This window comes from Micropruina sp. (assembly GCF_047606365.1).
Taxonomy (GTDB): domain Bacteria; phylum Actinomycetota; class Actinomycetes; order Propionibacteriales; family Propionibacteriaceae; genus Micropruina.
In genome coordinates this window covers 21063-39610 of sequence record NZ_JASGEN010000103.1, presented here as the reverse complement: position 1 = coordinate 39610, position 18548 = coordinate 21063, and the positions used below count along the sequence as shown (strand labels likewise).

Sequence of the window (18548 nt, the reverse complement as noted above, 5' to 3'; positions counted from 1 at the left end):
GGGCCGGACGCCCGAGGCAGTGGCCCGCGGGGCAGCGGACGGCGTCCGAACCGGCCCCGCGCGGGCGTCGGGCGGGACTTCAGGCTGGCCCGGCCACCGCTCAACAGCGCCCGCAACGGTGCCAGGGTGTCGTTGCTGAGATGGCCCGCCCAAACCAACTGCCACAGTGCCTCGCTGAGTTCGGCGTCGGTGGCCCCAATGCGTTCACTGAGCGTGCGGAACAGATAGCTGCCGCCACCGGCCAACGCCTCCAGGACGCGTCCGGCCATCTCGCTGGGAACCTCGCCAGGGGAATGCAGGGTCAGCGGCGCCATCTCGGCCGGGTGCAGGCTGACCCAGCCGTCCGTTCCGGCCAGGGCACCTGCCCCTTGCCAGACCACCTCACCGGCGGCGAGCAGTTCGTCGAGCATCGCCGGACGGTAGTCACGCACCCGGGCGGGCAGCACCAACGACTCCAACGAACTCGCCGGCACCGGGTAGCCGGCCAACTGCTCGATCGCGGACAGGACGCCCGCGGTGCCGGCCAGCGGCGTCCGGAGACCCTGCCATTGACCGAGGAAGCGGGCGAACTGTCGGGGCGGGACGGGCTCGACGGCGTTACGCAGTGCGGCCAGGGAGCGGCGCCTGAGCACCCGGAGCACCCCGGGGTCGCAGTAGCTGAGACCGCCTCCACCTCGCGGGGTCTCGACAAGCTCGACCAACGGAGGCTCGGCCGACGGGGGCAGCCAGCCCGGCGGTCGCAGGTCGCCCTCGACCAGGCGGCCGTCGGCGACCAGCCGGCGCAGCACGCCGTGCACCACGACCGGTCCGAGACCGAGCCAGGCGGCCACGTCGGCGGCCAGGAACGGGGCATGCCCGCGGGCCCAGCGCAACACAAGATCACCCAACGGATCCGGCACCGGCGCGCGATGCACTTCGGGCACCCCCACCGGCACGCTGACGCCCAGCGCGTCGATCAGCCGTCCGGCATCTTCCACGGCGGCCCACCGGGTCCCGCCGCCGATGCGCACCTCGATCACCCGGCGTTGCTCGGTCAGCGTGATCAGCCACTCGGGCACCCGCTCGGGTTCGGTGCTGCGGGCACGCAGCGCGGGCAGGTCGAGCGGACCGAGAATCCGGATCAGATCGGCCAGGTCCTCCAGATCGCGGGCCCGGCGGGTCTCGACCAGATGCTGCAGTTCGGACTCGGTCCGGGTCAGCGATTCGGGGTCGAGCAGGTCGGCCAGGGCCAGGCCGTCGGAGGTGCCCAACAGGTCGGCAAGCAGCGCCGGGTCGAGGGTGAGCGCCGCCGCCCGCTTCTCGGCCAGCGGCGAATCCCCCTCGTAGAGGAACTGCGCGACGTAGCCGAACAGCAACGAACCGGCGAACGGCGACGGCCGCGGGGTGGTGACCTCGACGGTGCGCACCTGCCGGGCGGCGATCGCCCGCATCAACTCGACCAGCGCCGGCACGTCGAAGACGTCCTGGACGCATTCCCGTACCGCCTCGAGCACGATCGGGAAACTCGGGTACTGAGCGGCCACCTCAAGCAGCTGGGAGGCCCGCTGACGTTGCTGCCACAAGGCCTGACGCTTGTCCGGACGGCGCCGCGGCAGCAGCAGCGCCCGGCCTGCACACTCGCGGAATCGGCTGGCGAACAACGCCGACGAACCGATCTGTTCGGTGACCAGGCCGGAGACCTCGTCGGGGTCGAGCACGATCGCGTCCACCAGGTCGGGCACGGGGGTGCCCTCCTCGGCCCAACCCGTGTCCGGCAGCCGCAGCACGATGCCGTCGTCGCCGTGCATGGCCTGGACGTCGACGCCGTGCGATTCCCGCAGCCGGGCCGCGATCGCCAGCGCCCACGGCGCATGCACCCCGGCACCGAACGGTGAGTGGATCACCACCCGCCAATCGCCGAGTTCGTCCCGGAATCGCTCCACCACGATCGTGGTGTCGCTGGGCAGCTGCGGGATCGCCTCGCGCTGCTCGGTCAGATAGCCGATCAGGTTGTCGGCCGCCCAGGCGTCCAGGCCGGCCGCCGTGGCTCGCTGCCGAGCCGCCTCGGGGGAGAGGCCGCCGAGTTCGCGGACGAACGCACCCAGCGCCTTGCCCAGTTCAGCGGGCCGGCCCAGCGTGTCGCCCTTCCAGAACGGCAGTCGTCCGGGCTCGCCGGGCGCGGGGCTGACCAGCACCTGGTCGTGGGTGATGTCCTCGATCCGCCAGGTGGAGGTGCCCAGGGTGATCACGTCGCCGACGCGTGACTCGTAGACCATCTCTTCGTCGAGCTCGCCGACCCGGCGTCCGACCCCTTCACCGAGCACGAAGACGCCGAACATGCCGCGATCGGGAATGGTGCCGCCCGAGGTGACCGCCAGTCGTTGCGCGCCGCGGCGTCCGGTCAGGGTGTCGGTGGTGCGGTCCCAGACCAGCCGGGGCCGCAGTTCGGCGAACGCCTCGGACGGGTAGCGCCCGGCCAGCATGTCGAGCACCGATTCGAGCACCGGACGGGTCAGCCCGCCGAACGGTGCCGCGCGACGCACCAAAGCCTCCAGTTCGGGCACCGTGATCGAATCGAGCGCACAGATCGCGACGATCTGCTGGGCCAGCACGTCCAGCGGATTGGACGGCACCCGCAACTCTTCAATCGCGCCGGCCCGCATCCGTTCGGTGATCACTGCGGTCTGCACCAGATCGCCGCGGAACTTCGGGAACAGCACGCCGCGGGAGACCGCGCCCACCTGGTGGCCGGCCCGGCCGACCCGTTGCAGCCCGGACGCCACCGACGGCGGCGCCTCCACCTGCACCACCAGATCGACCGCGCCCATGTCGATGCCGAGTTCCAGGGATGAGGTGGCCACCACGGCGGGCAGCCGTCCGGCCTTGAGGTCGTCCTCGGTCTGGGCGCGCTGCTCCTTGCTGACCGAGCCGTGGTGGGCGCGGGCCAGCAGCGGCGGAGCACCCTGGGATTGGCCCGATTGGGCCATGATCTCCGCCGGCGCCCGAGTCCGGTGGTCGAGCTTGTCGAGACCCAGCGAGGATCGCTCGGCCCAGATCTCGTTCAACCGGGCGGTCAGCCGCTCGGCCAGCCGGCGCGAGTTGGCGAACACCAGCGTGGAACGATGCGCGGCGATCAGGTCGACGATCTTCTCTTCGACGTGCGGCCAGATCGAGGTGCGCCGCGGATCGCCCGCCGCCGGGCCGGAGAGGTCGTCGGTGACCTCGCCGAGCGCGCCCAGGTCGGGCACCGGAACGACGACCGACAGCTCCCATGACTTCTCACTGGGTGGGTTGACGATGCTGACCGGACGCCCACCGGCCAGGAACCGCCCCACCTCCTCGATCGGACGCACCGTCGCCGACAGCCCGATCCGCTGCGCGGGATGCTCCAGCAAGGCGTCCAGGCGCTCCAGGGACAGCGCCAGATGAGCGCCGCGTTTGCCGCCGGCCAGGGCGTGGATCTCGTCGACGATCACCGTCTGGACATTGGTCAGGGTCTCCCGGGCGGCCGAGGTGAGCAGCAGGAACAGCGACTCCGGGGTGGTGATCAGAATGTCGGACGGCTCGCGCGCGAAGTTGCGGCGCTGGTCGGCGGGAGTATCACCGGAGCGCACCGCGACCGTGATCGCCGGTGGTTCCACACCCATCCGGACGGCTTCGTGACCGATCCCGACCAGCGGCGAGCGCAGGTTGCGTTCCACGTCGACGGCCAACGCCTTCAGCGGTGACACATACAGCACGCGGCAGCGTTTCAGTTTCTCAGGGGGCGGTTCGGTGGCCAGCCGATCGAGCGCCCAAAGGAACGCCGACAGCGTCTTGCCCGATCCGGTGGGCGCGACCACCAGGGTGTGCTGACCGGAACTGATCGATTCCCAGGCCCCGGCCTGGGCCGCGGTGGGCGCGGAGAAGCTGCCCCGGAACCAGCTCGCGGTGGCCGGGGAGAACCGGTCGAGAACGTCGTCTGCCATGACGCGACCACAATGCCACGCCGCACTGACACAAACTCTCGCCCGCAGATTCTGTCGGAGGCACTTCTTACGATCTGCGTCATGAGTCGCGGAAGTCAGACCAAGAGGGCCACCCGAGCCAAGGAACGGGCCCGGCAGCGGGCGCGTGAGAAGCAGCAGCCGCCACGGCCCAATGGGCCGGCCAGCCCGTTCACGGCAGAGGCCGGCAGGTTCTTCGACAGTGCCTTCCATCGGCCCCGACAACCGGATCCGCGTCCAAGGGGCACGACCGAGATCTTGGCGGACGCCCGCGCCGGCAGGCCGATGATGCCGATCCTGACCGAGGCGCGGTCCGTCGAACCGGCCAGGTTCTATGCCGACGCGGAACCGGTCCTGGTGGGCTGGGTGCGCGAGCTGTACGGCAGCGGCTGGCAACCAACAGAGCTGATCCGCATCGCGCGGACGCGGGCAAAGGCCGCCGGTGCTGACCTGGTCCGCTTCGCTGTCGCCGCCGAGCGAGCCTCGCGACAGGGCGCGACGCTGGACGATCCGCAGTGGATCCGGCAGTGGACCGCTGCAGGTTTGCCCCGGCAGCTGCCGGGCCATGGCTGGGCGATGACCTGGGCCAGGCGGGTGCCCGACGATGCTCTGGTGAGCGTCCTCAGGCTCGCGGCGGTCCTGGGCCGGCTTCCCGACCTGGAACAGCTTCTGGCTCCGCCGCCCGGCGTTCGCGTCCGACGTCCGTTGGTCGGCCGGTCCGCCTCCGCCGCGAGCGCCGATCCGATCCTCGAGCGTGTCCGTGCGCTGCTGGCGAAGGCCGAGTCGACCGAGCACGAGTCCGAGGCGATGGCGTTCACCGCGAAAGCCCAGCAATTGATGACCAAACACGCCATCGAGCAAGCGATGGTCGATGAGGCCGGCGCAGCCGAGAACTCTCCGGGCATGATTCGGATTCCACTCGACCCGCCCTACGCTGACGCCAAGGCGCTGTTGCTGCAGACGATCGCCGAGAACACCCGCTGTCGAGCCCTCTTCCTCGCCGAGCTGGCACTGTCCCATGTGATCGGCTACAGCGACGATCTGGAGGCGGTCGAGCTGCTGTTCACCTCGCTGCTGGTGCAGGCCCAACGTGCGTTGGCTGAGGCGAGTGCGACGGCTCCGGCGGGGGCGCGCACCCGGTCCCAGGCGTTCCGCTCCGCCTTTCTGCTCGGATTCACCGGCCGGATCGGGGAGCGGTTGGAGGAGGTCCGCAGGCTTGCCTACGCCGGCACCGACACACAGGGTTTCCTGCCCGTGCTGCGTTCGCGGGACGCCCGCATCGACGAGTTCATGGCCGACCGCTTCACCCGCACCACGTCCGAACGGGTTCGCGGCGGCTACGACCCCGCCGGCTACGAGAGCGGCCGGATGGCCGGTGACGCGGCAGCCTTCACCTCGGGCGACCTGATGGCCGAGTAGGGACTCATTCGAATCGGTGCGATGCGCGGCCCACGGCATCTCCCAGGGGTGTCCGAGCCCGTCGTGGCGCGTTAGCCCGAGCCGCCGGCAGCGCCACAACTGTGCTGATCGCCGGTTGTTAACCGCCCATGACAAGTTCTCAGCCACGGACGGGGGTGCTTGACGCCGAGAGCCTGCAGCCAGCACGTTTGCCTGAGAACCCGCCAAGGAAGCAGGAGCCATGTCTGATACCGCCACCACCGGAAAGCTCAGGCTCTGGCAGGCGATCGCCATCTCGGTCGGCTTCATGGCGCCGGTGCTGGCGATGTCGCTCAACGGCATCGGGGTGGCCGGCATGGTGGGCGCCAGCGTTCCGCTGGTGTTCGTCATCGCGTTCGCCGGTGTCGGCGCCGTCGCCTACGGCTTCGTCCGGCTCACCTCGTACTTCAACCACGCCGGCTCGATCTACGGCCTGGTCGGCATCACCGTCGGCCCGCGCGCCGGCTTCTTCGGCGGCTGGTCACTGCTCGGCACCTACGTGTTCTTCGCGGCCTGCACGATGGCCTCCTGCGGTGTGTTCTTCGAAGCGTTCCTGCAACAGCTGGGCGTCACCGCAGCGCCGAACTGGCTGATCGTGGCGCTGCTCGCCGCCGTCCTGGTGCTGGCGCTGAACCTCCGCGAGTCGACGGTCACCGCCAATGTGCTGCTGCTGATCGGCGGCATCGGCATCGCCGCGATGCTGGTGCTGGCCGCGGTGATCTTCGGCCGGGCCGCGGCCGGCAGCGCACCGAACGGTCAGACGATCGATGTGGTCAGCACCTTCACCCCCGGCGACGTGCCGTTCGGCACCTTGATGGCGGCCTCGGTGTTCGCCTTCCTCTCCTGGGCGGGCTTCGAGTCCTGCTCGTCGCTGGGCGAAGAGACCGAGAACCCGCGCCGCAACATTCCGCGGGCGATCGCCGGCGCCGTCATCCTGGGCGGCTTGCTGTACGTGCTGATGATGTTCGCCCAGTCCGTCGGCTTCGGCACCGACGCGGCCGGCATCGAGGCGTTCGCCGGATCGACCTCGAGCATCACCGACCTGGCCGCGGCCTACGTCGGTGAGTGGTTCGCGGTGGTCCTGGCGTTCTGTGCGTTGGCGGTGGCGCTGGCCTCCACCATCGGCTCCACCGCGGCGGCCGGACGGCTGCTGTTCGCCCTCGCCCGGGACGGGTTCGGGCCCAAGCAGCTCGGCGTGCTGAGCAAGCACGGGGTGCCGGGCAATGCGGTGACCTGCGTCGTGGTGTTGTCGTTCGCGCTGTGCGCCGGGCTCGGATTCGCCGGCGTCGGTGCCTTCGACGCCTACTACTGGTACGCGACGATCGCCGTGTTGTGCATGCTGGTCGCCTATTCGGTGGCTTCGGCGGGTGTCATCTACTTCACCCTCAAGGGCAACAACACCATTCCGAAGTGGGAGATCGTGATCCCGGTGCTCGGCATCGGCTACCTGCTGTACGTGTACAGCCAGCAGCTGGGCACCGAGTTTCCCTACACCCTCTTCCCATGGATCGCCGGCGCCTGGTGTGTGATCGGTCTGCTGGTGATCTTCCTGGCACCCTCCATCGCCCAGCGCGTGGGCGCCCACCTCACCGAAGAGCTCGGTGAACCCGACGAGGCCGCGACGACGGCCGGTAAGGAGTCCTGATGACCAGCGAACTCGGTTTCGTCGGAACCAACGACCTGGTGGGCATCACCCGCGGACGCGCGATGCCGCTGGCCCGGCTCGAGGACTCCCTGGACACCGGCTGCGGCTGGGTGCCGGCCAACCTGGGCATCGGGCCGTTCGGGCACATCGTCGCCGACGGCGAGGTGTTCGGCTCCACCGGTGATCTGCGGTTGATCCCCGACCCGGCGACCCGCACCCAGTTCCCGCCCGGGCCGGACGGCCGGCCGGTCACCGTGATGCTGGGTGACACTGTGAACATTGACCTGACGCCCTGGGCGGCTTGTCCGCGCACCTTCCTGCGCACCGCGCTGGCCGACCTGGCCGCTGAGACCGGACTGCACATCTACGGCGCCTTCGAGCACGAGTTCATGCTGGTCACCGACGACGCGCCGCCGGCACCGTTCTCGCTGGACGCGCTGCTCGGCGGCGAGCCGTGGGGTTCGGGGCTGGTGGCGGCACTGACCAAGGCCGGCATCGAACCGGAGAACTGGCTGCCCGAGTACGGGGCGAACCAGTGGGAGGTGGTCATCCCACCGGCTCTCGACGTCGAGATCGCCGACCGGGCGGTGCTGCTGCGCGACCTGGTCAGGCACTACTCGAAACTGCACGGCAAGCAGGCCTCCTTCTCGCCGCTGCTCGACCCGGACGGCTCCGGCAACGGCGTCCACCTGCACGTGTCGCTGCGCACCGGCGACGGTGTGCCGGCCACCTTCGACGCGTCCCGGCCGGGACGGATGTCCGAGGTCGCCGGCCAGTTCGCCGCCGGCATCCTGCGGCACTGCCGGGCGATCACCGCGCTGACCGCGTCCAGCGTGGTGTCGTACCAGCGGCTCACCCCGCATCGCTGGTCGGCCGGGCACGCCTTCCTCGGCGAGCAGAACCGTGAGGCGATGCTGCGGATCTGCCCGCTGGTCGAGGTCGACGGCAAGAACCGTGCCGCGCAATACAACCTCGAGTACCGCGCCGGCGACGCCACCAGCAACCCGTGGCTCTACCTCGGCTGCATCGTCCGGGCCGGCCTGGAAGGCATCCGGAACAAGCTGCCGGCACCGCGGGTGCTCGACGTCGAGGTGGATTCCCTCACCCCGGAGCAGCGTGAGGAGGCCGGCGTCCGGACGTTGCCGGCGTCGCTGACCGAGGCACTGGACGCGCTACTGGCCGATGAGGTGGTCGCCGGCTGGTTCGACACCGAGATGCTGGACACCTTCCTGGCCATCAAGCGCGAGGAGATCGCCCGGGCCAAGGGACGCTCCGAGGCCGACATCTGCGCCGACTACCGCGATGTCTACTGAGACCTCCGCTGGTCGAGCCTGTCGAGACCTGGTCGACGCGGTCGAACTGATCGACCACCACTGCCACGGGGTGATCACCGGCAACCCCACCGCCGCCGTCTTCGAAGACCTGATGACCGAGTCGCCGTGGCCCGCCCCGGCAGGCACCTCGGGCTGGGACTCCCAGGTGGGGTTGGGGATCCGTCGCCGGTGCGCGCCGGTGCTCGACCTGTCACCCGACCGCAGTCCCGAGGACTACCTGGCGCGGCGTGCCGAGCTGGGGGCGAGCGAGGTCAACCGGCGACTGCTGGGTTTCGCCCGCCTGCACACCCTGCTGCTGGACACCGGCTACCGCGGTGATGACATCCTCGACGTCCCCGGAATGGCCAAGGTCAGTGGCGCCGAGACGCACGAGATCGTCCGGCTCGAGGCGGTCGCCGAGCAGGTCGCGGCGGCGGTCGGTTCCGGGGCCGCGTACCCGGAGGCGTACCGGGCCGCGCTGGCCTCGGCGACCGCTGACGCGGTGGGGCTGAAGAGCATCGTCGCCTACCGGTACGGCCTTGATTTCGCGCCCGGACGTCCCAGCGAGGCGAAGGTGGCCGAACGGGCCGCCGCATGGCTGGACGAGATCGAACGCACCGGCGTCGTCCGGCTCACCGACCCGGTGCTGTTGCGGTTCGGCATCTGGTGCGGCGTCGACCTTGCACTGCCGCTGCAGTTCCATGTCGGCTACGGGGACGCCGACGTCGACCTGGTCCGCTGCAACCCGTTGCTGATGACTGCCTGGTTGAAGGCGACCCGCGAGTCCGGCACCTCGGTGATGCTGCTGCACTGCTACCCGTACCACCGTGAGGCCGGCTACCTCGCCCAGGTGTACCCGCACGTGTACTGCGACGTCGGGCTGGCGATCAACTACACCGGGGCCCGCTCGGCGGCGGTGATCGCCGAATCGCTGGAGCTCACCCCGTTCCACAAGGCGCTGTTCTCCACCGACACCTTCGGACTGCCCGAACTGTACTACGTCGGTGCGCAGCTGTTCCGCCAGGGTCTCGCCGAGACCCTGGCCGAGTGGGTCGACGGTGGTCACGCCTCAGTTGCGGACGCCGTCCGGATCGGCGAGATGATCGGCAACGGCAACGCCCGGCGGGTGTACCAACTGGGTTAGCGGAGAGTGACACAGCCGCCCGGACAGATGGACCATGTTGCAATTACAGTAATATCATTACTCTCAATCGCCAGGGAGTTATGACATGACCGCAGATGACATGGTGTCGCTGATCCAAGCACGGATGAGTCTGATCGGGGCTCGGCTCGATGAAGGCATCGCGTTTGCGCTCGGGGAGGCCGAGCGGCGAGTGGGTGACCTGGTACGAGACGGTGCACTGCACTTGAGGTCGCTCACGATGCGAGCCGAGCTTCGGCGGTACCTGATGAACTCAGGTCTGCCGGGATGGCTGATCGGTGGTGACCAGAGCAAGATGGGTCAGCTCCTGTTGGAGGACAACGACTCTGGCCTCTGTCTTCGGGTACTGAAGGAACGCCGACACGGGTATCCCGGTGGTATCCCCACAGCCGGCTACAACGCAGCGCGTCGGCTGGCTTGGCAGGAGCCGCTGCCGGTCTTCACCGATGTCGTGAAGTCACCGCCGGCGACCGCGTCTCTGCTGCTGTTGTGGGATCTTCGGAACTCGCACACGATCGACGATGGCTACACGTTGAGAGTCGTGCATACGCTCGCGCCGGGAGTCTACGGACAAGCGGTTCCGTGCGATCTCAGCATCGACATCAAGCCGGGCGGAGAGCTGCACAGCCGCCTACAGTTCCGTGGCGGGGACGATCCAGAGAACTTCTTTCTCGTGGATGTGGATGAGGTTGAGGATCAGGGAGGCTCATGATGGACGAGGCGCCGCTGCTCGGCGAGCGCCTGACCGCGCTTCGAAATCTCCACGGTTTGTCCCAAGGTGCCTTGGCCGCCGAACTGGGCGTCAGTCAGCCGTTCTTGTCCCTGGTTGAGCGGTCGGAACGGGTCTTCGGCGAGGATCTGGCACTGGCGGCGGGCCAACGATTCGATCTGCCCCGTTCCTTCTTCTCGGTCGAGCCGGGCTCGACTGAAGCGGCGCCGGTCACCTTCCGGAAGAAGGCATCGGCGGGGGTCAGGGTTGAGGCCCGTGTTGTGCAGACCTTCAAGGAGGCTGCACGCCTGTTCGCGTTGGTTTCGGAGCGATCGGGGTATCGAGCGGCCGATCTGCCGGACGCCGAAGACTTGAGCAACGACCCCGCCCAGTGTGCTGAGGAGGTGCGCTCTCGCCTCGGGATTGAGCGCAATGCAGCTATTCCCAATGTCGTCAGGGCGCTTGAGCGCGCGGGAGTCGGGGTCCTGGTCGGTCTCGATCCACATCGGTCGCCGACTGGCGATCATGTGTCGCTCAGTCGGCCGGCTGACGCCCGGGGACGTCCACTTGTTGCCGTGGTCGCAACGTGTCCGGGCGCGGTCCAACGAATGTCGGTGGCTCACGAACTCGGACATCTGATTCTGGACCGGGCCAGGTTGCGGCAAATCGCCGGCACTCGATCCCCTGAGGAGAAGAGGGCGTATGTGTTTGCTGCAGCTCTGCTCCTTCCCGACGTTGTCATCGAGCGGCAGGTGTCGGAATCGTTGACGTTGCATGGCTATCTGCGAATCAAGGCCGAGTACGGGATGAGCGTGGCGGCGATCGTGATGCGTGCTCGCGATCTCGGTTTGATCAGTGCGGCTCGCGCTCGAAGCCTGCAGATCCAGATGTCCTCCCAGGGGTGGCGGACCGATGAGCCGGTCAAAATTCCTGCGGAGCAATCGATGCTCTTCGAACAAGCAGTGACCCGGGTGTTCGGTGATCGATCGGCCCGCGACATCGCCACCGCCGTGGGCACGGACCCGGCATTGGTGGCGCACTGGCTTCACCGGCGTGACGACGCCGCCACATCGGCGCCAGTGATCTCGCTCAGCGAGCGTCGCGCCCGTGTCCAGCCCCAGCGCGTCAGCCGGCAAGGCTGACCGCCGGCACGCATCGGCCCCCGGATGAAGACCCGGGGGCCGATGATCTCGACAAGCGTCGTCAGCGCGGAGATCAGCGTCGGTGCTTCTTGCCGATCACGCCGTACCAGTTCAGGCCGTAGCCGAACTTGTAGACGTGTCCGGCGGAGTCGACGTAGGGCTTCATGTCTTCGCCGACGTCCTCCTTCTGCTTCTCCACCGCGTTCATGTTCTTCGGGCTGGTCAGCGGCAGCCGTCCCTGCGGGTTGTGCTGGCCGAGCGCGGTCTCGATGAACACCCGGTCGTTGATCGAGTAGCCGACCAGGATCGCGTCCACCTTCTTCTCGAATTCCTTCGGGATGAAGCTGCTCTTGGCCTTGACCGAGACGATGACCGGAATGTTCTTCCCGGTGCGGCGTTCGACCTGCTTCACGGCCTTCACGGTGCGGTTGAGCGCTTTCAGGTCGTATTCGTTGCCGATCTTGGAGGTGGCGCCGAAGTAGGACCGGTTCTCCTGGCTGCCGTCGTCCAGGATGTCGCCGGCGATCGACTTCTTGCGCACGTTCGGACCGGTCGCGGTGTACGGCTTCCACTGCAGCGACAACGGGTAATAGGTGTTGTCGGGGTTGCGTCCGGCACCGGTGAAGTTGTCACCGTTGTCCGGGCTGCGCATCGCGTGCAGCACCAGATCGACATTTTTCAGGTCGGGCATCACGTAGTCGACCACGTTGCCCTTGGAATCCTTCACCGGAGTATCGGTGAGCACCTTCTTGAAATAGTTCTTGGCCAGGTCGGCGTCGAGTGTCGGCCCGACCCGGTCGACGGTCGCCTGCGAGAAGACGCTCGGGAAACCGTGCCCGATCGAACTCGGAATGTAGACCGTCTTGTTCTTGAACTGCCGCAGCGATGCCTGCCGGATCGTCCGGTGGGCGTTCTTCAGCATGACCACCGAGTCGAACTGTCCGTCGATGCCGGCCTGCACCTTGTCGGCGCTCGCCACGATCTTCTGCGAGGCGGCCAGGTCGAGATAGGGGTTCTCGAAAAGGCCCGGGTACATCAGCATGCGCAGAATGCGCTCACCGGACTGCCGGAACCGGGTGTCGGCGTCGATGCTGTTCTTACCGGCCTCGAAATCGTCCTGCCACATCTGGTGCGCGGCCAGCACCGGAAGCTTCTTGTTGTTGCCGCCGTACATGTCGACGCCGGCCTTCAGCACCGCGTAGTGCCGCTGGTCGACGGATGCCTTCTCCATGCCCCAGGCCATGCCGAAGATCGAGTTCGGATCGGTGTAACCCGTGGTCACGCCCCAGTCGGTGCAGATGACGCCGTCATAGCCGGCGTTGCGCAGACCGTCGATCTTGACCTTGTCATAGGCCGAACCGACCCGGTTGCCGGTGAGTGGCTTGCCGTTGCCGGCGATCGCGATCGAGTAGGAACTCATCACCGCGGTGGCGTTCTTGGCGGCCAGGAACGGTTTGGTGTGCTCGGCGTAGTTGTCGCCCGGGTAGACGGCGTACTTGCCGGCGTTCAGATGCGATTCGCGACCACCCTCGCCGGCGCCGTCGCCCGGCCAGTGCTTGATCATCGTGTTGATCGAGTCGGCACCCCAGCCGGTCGAGCGTCCGTACTTGTCGTAGGTGTTCTGTGACCCGTCGACATACGCCTTCGCCATCGTCTTGGCCAACTCGACGTTCTCGCCGAAGGTGCCGTCGTTGCGCAGCCAGCGCGGCTCGGTGGCCAGGTCGATCTGCGGGCCGAGGGCCGTGGTGATGCCCATCGCCCGATACTCGGCCGACGAGATCTTGGCGAAGTCGAGCATGGTCTTCTTCGAGAACGTGGCGGCCAGGCCGATGTTCGAGGGCCAGCGCGAAATGTCGTCGCCCTCGGCGTTGTAGGCCGAGTCCTGGGCCGCGGTGGAGCGCGGGTCGGAGGAGAAGTTGACCGGAATGAAGGGCAGCCCGGCTGCGGCCTGTTCCTCGGCGAACGCCTGCATCGCATTCACCCAGGTGACGTTGGCTTCGACGTCGTTCGGGCCGGCGTTCAGCACATTGCGAAGCTGGTCCTCCTTGAGGTATTTCCGCTGCGCGTCGGTGAGGCCGTCCTGCGGGTTCCGCTCGTGTGAGCTGAACAGCATCAGCCCCGCGATCTGCTCGATGGTCACCTCCTGGGCGAGGGACTTCGCCCGCTCGTCGACCGACTTGCGCCAGTCCTCCCAGACGTCCAGCGTGCCGTTGGCGTTCATGTCCTTGAAGGCCAGGATCGCCTTACCGGTACGCACCTTCAGCAGTTTGACGGGGCCGTCCTTGATGTAGCTGAGGGTGGCGCCGCCGCGCGGGTTGGTGACGACGGTGAAGGTCGTGGTGCCGTCGCTGACGGTCTGTTCGGTGGGTCGTGGGACGGCGGCGGCCTCGGCCGCCCCTGCCGGGACCAGCAGTGTGCCGGCCAGCACACCGGCGGCGATCGCCGCCGGAATGGGGGTGGGTCGCATGACACTCCTTCGTTCAGTCCAGGACGGGGGTGCGGACCGAGCCTCCGAGGCTGGAACGGGGGATCGCTTGAGCTCCGTTGCTCAAGCGATTGAGTCATGCTCGCACACGGATGTGGGTTTCGCTGGGGAATCGACAGGATTCTTCCTGCGAATCGGCACACCTCTCACCGCCCCGGGGCGGCGCGGTCAGCGGCTGAACGTGTAACGCGACCCCAGCAGCCACATCGCGCCGGCCAGCACCACGGTGCCGACCAACTGTGCCGGGTACAGCCAACCCACCGGAACGCTGGCCGGCAGTGACAGCACCACGGACGCCGCGCCGAGCAGGGTGACCAGCGGAATCGCCACCCGCAGCACCTGCAGGGTGACGGCATAGCCACCGTCGCGCTTGCCGAGTCGCTGCAACAACGCGGTGCACAGGCAGTAGACGAAACCGAGCACCGCCAGCCGCAGCCCCACCTCGGCCAGCAGGCTGATCAGGGCCAGCGGCGAGATGAACTGGACGAGCTCCAGCACCAGCGCCGTGATCGCCAGGTTGCGGGCCCAGACGAACCACTTGCTCAGGTCGATGAGCTGGTTCATGCCGATCGCCGCCAACGCCCAGCCGATCAGGTCGAGCGACAACAGCAGCGAGCCGAGACGGATCTCGACCAGAACCAGGACCAGACCGATGGCGGCGAGACGAAGCGGCGGCATGCCGCAAGGGTAGCTGCGACCTCGGACGCCGGGGTCTCGACAAGCTCAACCAGCGGTTAAGGGCGCGGGAGGTGCCGCCGCAGGTCCGGCTTCTCCGACGGTCCGGGTTCGACGACCGCGACCCAGGGGCCCTCGTCGGACGGCAGCACGATGCCACTTTCGAGGAAGGCGTATCGACCCGCCAGCACCTGCTTGGCGGCCGCGTCGTCGGCGTCGTCGGTGTTCTCCCACAGGGCGGTGAACAGCGCGCCGATCCGCACCCGGGCCTGCTGGCAGAACAGGTCGGCGAGCTCGACGCCCTCGGGGTGTTCGGCCCGTTCGGCCTTGGCCCGCAGGCAGGCGGCGGTCATCGCGAACAGCTCGGCGCCGATGTCGACCACCCGCCCCAGGAACGCCTGCTTGCGCTCCATCGCCCCTTGCCAACGGCCCATGCCGTAGAAGATCGAGCGGGCCAGCTTGCGGGTGGTGCGCTCCAGGTAGCGCACCTGGGAGGCCAGCGGACCGAACTCGGCGAACGAGGTCGGCACTGCACCCTTGCCGGCCACCAGGGTGGGCAGCCAGGTGGCGTAGAAGGCGCCCGCCTTCGCCACCGCCTTGATCTTGTCCTCGCGGGACGCTTCCGGGTCGATGATGTCGCCGGCGACGGCCAGGTGGGCATCGACCGCCTCGCGGGCGATCAGCAGATGCATGATCTCGGTCGAGCCCTCGAAGATCCGCATGATCCGCAGGTCGCGCAGCACCTGCTCGGCCTCGATGCCGCGCTCGCCACGGGCCCGCTGCGAGGCGGCGGTCTCGAAGCCGCGTCCGCCGCGGATCTGGACCAGTTCGTCGGCGATCGTCCAGGCCTGCTCGGACGCGTACAGCTTGAGCAGCGCCGCCTCGATCCGGATGTCGTTGGCGTCGTCGTCGGCCAGCAGGCAGGACAGGTCGAGCATCGCCTCCAGCGCGTAGGCGGTCGCCGCGATGTGGCTGATCTTCGTCGCCAGCGCCTCGTGGCGTCCGACCGGACGACCCCACTGCACCCGCTCGGCGGACCAGCCGCGGGCCACGTTCAGGCACCACTTCGCCGCGGTCACGCACAGCGCCGGCAGCGAGAGCCGTCCGGTGTTCAGCGTGGTCAGCGCGATCTTCAGGCCGCGTCCCTCACCGGCCAGCACGTTCTCGGCCGGAACGAAGACGTCATGGAACCGGGTGACCGAGTTCTCGATGCCGCGCAGCCCCATGAACGCGTTGCGGCTCTCCACGGTGATGCCGGGCGAATCGGCCTCGACGACGAACGCGGTGATGCCGCCGCGGCGTCCCTCACCGGCGGGCACCCGGGCCATCACCACCAGCAGGCTGGCGATGGTGCCGTTGGTGGCCCACAGCTTCACACCGTTGAGCAGGTAGCCGCCCTCGACCGGGGTGGCCGAGCAGCCCAGCCGGGCCGGATCCGAACCCACGTCGGGCTCGGTGAGCAGGAAGGCCGACACCTCGCCGCCGGCCACCCGGGGCAGGAAACGCTGCTTCTGCTCCTCGGTGCCGAACATCTTCACCGGCTGCGGGACGCCGATCGACTGGTGGGCGCTGAGCAGGGTGCCGAGCGAGGAATGCGCCGAGCCGGCCAGGGTGAGCGCCTTGCAGTAGTACAGGTGCGACAGGCCCAACCCGCCGTACCGGGTGGGCAGCTTCATGCCGAACGCGCCCAACTCGGCCAGGCCGGTGAACACCTCGTCGGGGATCGACCCCTCGGCCTCGATGGCAGCGCCGTCGACGCCTTCGATGAAGACCCGCAGCCGCGCCAGGAAAGCCTCGCCGGCGGCGACCTGTTCAGGGCTGTTGGTCGGCCACGGATCGACCAGATCGAGCCGGAGCCTGCCGAGGAAGAGTTCCTTGCCGAAGCTCGGCTTGATCCATTCGGATTCCCGGGCGGCCTCCGCGACTTTGCGGGCCTCGCGCTCGGTGGGTCCGCTCTGAGTGGGGGACATAGACACCTCCTGCTGCTGTACATCGACGGTACTCCGGGGGTGGCAGCCTCGTGGAGGCTTGGGTGAGGATGGCTCCCATGACTGACAGCGAAACCCTGGTCGTCCGCTCCGACGAGCCCGGACGGCTGCCGCCGACGGCACCCACCAGGATCGCCGGGGTGGACCTGCCGCTGGGCGTCCTGGTGACGGCCGATCCGGGATTCTCCGACGATCCGGCCGCCCCGACGCAGCGAGCCTGGATGTCGGCCGGTCAGTTGGACGATCCGACCGCGCTGTGGTGGCGGCTGGCCCGGGTGTTCCCGGAGACGGGCCTGTGGCCGCTGGTGGTTCAGTCGCTCGACGACCCGCGCAACCCGGGGCGTCCGTGGAGCGACGGCGAGTTCTCCGACCCGATCGAGCCGGTCCGGTCCGCGGAGGAATTCTTCGCCGAGGTGCTGCCGGGTGAGCAGGCGCCGTCCGACCCTGACCTGGAGGGTCTGGAATGGCGGTATCCGACAGGCTTCCCCGGCATGGCGGCGGCGTTACGCAGCGACTCCGAGACGGTGCAGGTGCCCCGGTTGACGCTGCCCTCCGGCGGGATCCTGCTGGTGCCGACCACCCGGCCCTCCGACGTGCTGTCGCGGCTGGGTTGGCTGGGTGCCACCAACCACCACTCGCCCGCCGACCTCACCGTCGTGCTGCGGTCCTGGGAGGACCGGTTCGGCACTGTGCCGGTGCTGCTCGGCTTCGACGTGCTGGGCGTGGCCAATGAAGCGGTTCCGAGTTCGGGCGACGACCTCGATCGACTGGTCGCGGAGCACTACGCCTTCTGTCCCGACAACGTCGACCAGGGCACCGACGACTTGGCCGAGTACGGCGAGCAGATCGCCGGTTCGCCGGCGTGGACGTTCTGGTGGGACTGAGTCACCCAGTCCAGTGCGGTGCGCAGCGCGACCGTGCGGGACGGCATGAACCAGTGGAAGAAGAACCAGCGGGCCAGCCAGGCCGGCCATCCGGTCAGCTGGACGCCGTACAGCTCGGTGGCGCCCCGACCCACCCCTAGGCTCGCGCCCTGGCCCAGGCCGGGGAAGGTGAACGGCTTCGGCGCCCGGCCCTGGACGGCACGGACGACGTTCGCACCGATCCGTTTGCCGTGGTAGATCGCCCACAGCGCGTTGGCCGGGCACGGGCCGTCACCGGAGGGATGCGGCACCGCCGCGACATCGCCGCCCGCCCAGATGCCCGGTGCCACCCGTAGCCGACGGTCGGTGACCAGCCGTCCGGACGGATCGCGCACGAACCGCTCCAGGCCGGGCAACGCGACCGGGGTCTGCCCGATGGTGGAGATCACCGTCGTGGACGGCACGAAGCCGGCCGCGCCGAGATCGGCACCTTCGGCGGTGACTTGGCAGAGCCGGGCGCCCGGCAGGAACTCGACGCCACAGGCCCGGGCCTGGGCCACCGCGTAGTCGGCGATCCGGGCGAACCGGGGGCGCAGCATCGGCAGCGCCTGCGGGCCCGAATGGGCCAGCACGACGCGGGCGTCCGGCAGCCGCTGGGCCAGCGCCGCCGCGGCCTCCACACCGGTGAACCCGCCGCCGGCGACCACCACGGTCTCCGGTTCGGTCAGCCCGGCCAGGTGTGCCCGGAGTGCGGCCAGTCCGTCCTGATCCTTCAGCGACCAGCCGTGCTCGGCCAGCCCGGGGACGGGTGCGGTGGCGTCGCGGCTGCCGACCCCGACCACCAGCTGGTCGTACGGCAGGGCGCAGGGCCCCTCGGCGGTCGTGACGTGCACGAGGTGCTCGTCGACGGCGACCGCGTCCACGGTGCCGGCGATGATCTCGACGCCGGGCAGCAGCCGGCTGAGCGGCACCCGAGCCCGTTCGGGACGGACGTGGCCGGTGATCACCTCGGCCGTCCAGCCGTGGAAGGAGTGCTCGGGCGCGGCTGACACCAGCCGGACCCGGACACCGTCGAGCGTTCCGGCCCGGACGGCTCGGGCGATCGCCCTCGCCGCCCAGACTCCCGTGTAGCCGCCGCCGGCCACCACGATCTCGGTGACCATC

Annotated in this window: 12 protein-coding genes; 7 read left to right on the top strand and 5 right to left on the bottom strand. The window is 68.8% G+C overall.

The window, feature by feature from the left end:
• Positions 1-3947: DEAD/DEAH box helicase (locus QM624_RS11560; protein ID WP_415091922.1), on the bottom strand; the 3947-nt coding region annotated here is incomplete at its 3' end.
• A gap of 81 nt (positions 3948-4028) precedes the next feature.
• Between QM624_RS11560 and QM624_RS11555 the strand changes: the two genes are divergently transcribed.
• From QM624_RS11555 to QM624_RS11530, 6 genes are all read left to right on the top strand, one after another.
• Positions 4029-5384, top strand: a complete 1356-nt coding sequence (locus QM624_RS11555) for a DUF2786 domain-containing protein (RefSeq protein ID WP_415091920.1) — start codon at positions 4029-4031, stop codon at positions 5382-5384.
• A gap of 220 nt (positions 5385-5604) precedes the next feature.
• On the top strand, positions 5605-7047 hold the full coding sequence (locus QM624_RS11550) for an APC family permease (protein WP_415091918.1): 1443 nt from the start codon (positions 5605-5607) through the stop codon (positions 7045-7047).
• The gene (locus tag QM624_RS11545; RefSeq protein WP_415091916.1) at positions 7047-8360 is read left to right on the top strand and encodes a glutamine synthetase family protein; all 1314 of its coding nucleotides are present in this window, start codon (positions 7047-7049) and stop codon (positions 8358-8360) included. Before QM624_RS11550 ends, QM624_RS11545 begins: the two co-directional genes overlap by 1 nt.
• Positions 8350-9504, top strand: a complete 1155-nt coding sequence (locus QM624_RS11540; protein WP_415091914.1) for an amidohydrolase family protein — start codon at positions 8350-8352, stop codon at positions 9502-9504. Before QM624_RS11545 ends, QM624_RS11540 begins: the two co-directional genes overlap by 11 nt.
• Positions 9505-9589: 85 nt before the next feature.
• Positions 9590-10234: a hypothetical protein gene (locus QM624_RS11535; protein ID WP_415091912.1), complete on the top strand. Its 645-nt coding sequence runs from the start codon at positions 9590-9592 to the stop codon at positions 10232-10234.
• Positions 10234-11373: an ImmA/IrrE family metallo-endopeptidase gene (locus tag QM624_RS11530; RefSeq protein ID WP_415091910.1), complete on the top strand. Its 1140-nt coding sequence runs from the start codon at positions 10234-10236 to the stop codon at positions 11371-11373. Before QM624_RS11535 ends, QM624_RS11530 begins: the two co-directional genes overlap by 1 nt.
• Before the next feature lie 73 nt (positions 11374-11446).
• Here the strand turns inward: QM624_RS11530 and QM624_RS11525 are convergent, their stop codons facing one another.
• From QM624_RS11525 to QM624_RS11515, 3 genes are all read right to left on the bottom strand, one after another.
• The gene (locus QM624_RS11525) at positions 11447-13840 is read right to left on the bottom strand and encodes a glycoside hydrolase family 3 N-terminal domain-containing protein (RefSeq protein WP_415091908.1); all 2394 of its coding nucleotides are present in this window, start codon (positions 13838-13840) and stop codon (positions 11447-11449) included.
• Positions 13841-14026: 186 nt separating this feature from the next.
• On the bottom strand, positions 14027-14536 hold the full coding sequence (locus QM624_RS11520) for a hypothetical protein (protein ID WP_415091906.1): 510 nt from the start codon (positions 14534-14536) through the stop codon (positions 14027-14029).
• A gap of 56 nt (positions 14537-14592) precedes the next feature.
• Positions 14593-16503, bottom strand: coding sequence for an acyl-CoA dehydrogenase family protein (locus tag QM624_RS11515; RefSeq protein ID WP_415091904.1), 1911 nt, complete (start codon positions 16501-16503; stop codon positions 14593-14595).
• 77 nt (positions 16504-16580) lie between these two features.
• Between QM624_RS11515 and QM624_RS11510 the strand changes: the two genes are divergently transcribed.
• Positions 16581-17405: a DUF4253 domain-containing protein gene (locus tag QM624_RS11510; protein WP_415091902.1), complete on the top strand. Its 825-nt coding sequence runs from the start codon at positions 16581-16583 to the stop codon at positions 17403-17405.
• Here the strand turns inward: QM624_RS11510 and QM624_RS11505 are convergent.
• Positions 17303-18547, bottom strand: coding sequence for an NAD(P)/FAD-dependent oxidoreductase (locus QM624_RS11505; protein ID WP_415091900.1), 1245 nt, complete (start codon positions 18545-18547; stop codon positions 17303-17305). The two genes, QM624_RS11510 and QM624_RS11505, sit on opposite strands and share 103 nt — an antisense overlap.
• Position 18548: the final 1 nt, after the last annotated feature.

Coding starts and splice junctions, on each gene's coding strand:
- QM624_RS11530 (WP_415091910.1), top strand. CDS start 10,234: ATGGACGAGGCGCCGCTGCTCGGCGAGCGCCTGACCGCGCTTCGAAAT.
- QM624_RS11555 (WP_415091920.1), top strand. CDS start 4,029: ATGAGTCGCGGAAGTCAGACCAAGAGGGCCACCCGAGCCAAGGAACGG.
- QM624_RS11545 (WP_415091916.1), top strand. CDS start 7,047: ATGACCAGCGAACTCGGTTTCGTCGGAACCAACGACCTGGTGGGCATC.
- QM624_RS11515 (WP_415091904.1), bottom strand. CDS start 16,503: ATGTCCCCCACTCAGAGCGGACCCACCGAGCGCGAGGCCCGCAAAGTC.
- QM624_RS11550 (WP_415091918.1), top strand. CDS start 5,605: ATGTCTGATACCGCCACCACCGGAAAGCTCAGGCTCTGGCAGGCGATC.
- QM624_RS11525 (WP_415091908.1), bottom strand. CDS start 13,840: ATGCGACCCACCCCCATTCCGGCGGCGATCGCCGCCGGTGTGCTGGCC.
- QM624_RS11520 (WP_415091906.1), bottom strand. CDS start 14,536: ATGCCGCCGCTTCGTCTCGCCGCCATCGGTCTGGTCCTGGTTCTGGTC.
- QM624_RS11510 (WP_415091902.1), top strand. CDS start 16,581: ATGACTGACAGCGAAACCCTGGTCGTCCGCTCCGACGAGCCCGGACGG.
- QM624_RS11540 (WP_415091914.1), top strand. CDS start 8,350: ATGTCTACTGAGACCTCCGCTGGTCGAGCCTGTCGAGACCTGGTCGAC.
- QM624_RS11535 (WP_415091912.1), top strand. CDS start 9,590: ATGACCGCAGATGACATGGTGTCGCTGATCCAAGCACGGATGAGTCTG.
- QM624_RS11505 (WP_415091900.1), bottom strand. CDS start 18,547: ATGGTCACCGAGATCGTGGTGGCCGGCGGCGGCTACACGGGAGTCTGG.